Origin of the sequence: Blastomonas aquatica, from assembly GCF_014639875.1 — a bacterium.
Classification (GTDB): Bacteria; Pseudomonadota; Alphaproteobacteria; order Sphingomonadales; family Sphingomonadaceae; genus Blastomonas; species Blastomonas aquatica.
Genome location: NZ_BMGD01000024.1, coordinates 1 through 518, shown reverse-complemented (window position 1 = coordinate 518; position 518 = coordinate 1). Strand labels below are relative to the sequence as shown.

General features: G+C 63.3%; 1 protein-coding gene. It reads right to left on the bottom strand.

The window, feature by feature from the left end:
* Positions 1-518 (bottom strand): transposase (locus IEW00_RS17425; protein WP_229737131.1); only part of this gene is annotated, 518 nt, incomplete at both ends.

The following is a 518-nucleotide window of genomic DNA, read 5'->3' as shown; positions in this document are numbered from 1 at the left end:
ATCTTGTTCGCCAAGGCGACCGCGACCAACTTTGGCGGTTTCCGCTTCAGCATCTCGAGGATCCAGGGCGAAGCATGCTTGCTTCGATCATTGCGGATATGGCGGAGCAGCGCTGTAGCTCCGACCACGAGTGTTCGTCTGAGCAGGGCGTCGCCAGCACGGGTTATGCTGCCCAGCTTCACCCGGCCGCCGGTTGAGTGATCACGCGGCGTCAGACCGATCCAGGCGGCGAACGCCCGACCGGACTGGAAGTCTTCCGGTGCCGGCGTCTTTAGTGCCAGCAATGTCGCGCCAAGTGTTCCGACACCCGGTATCTGAGCCACCCGCCGACTTCGCGCGTTCGAGCGGTGCCATTCAGCAAGCCTCCCGTTGACTTCCTTAATCCGTGCCCGCAGCAGTGCCAGCTCCTCGGCATGCATTGCGAACAGATCGCGCGCGAGATGCGGGACTTCAGGATCGGCAGCGATGCGATCAAGGAGCGGTTCCACGCGGCAGGTTCCGGAGCCAGCGATCAGCCC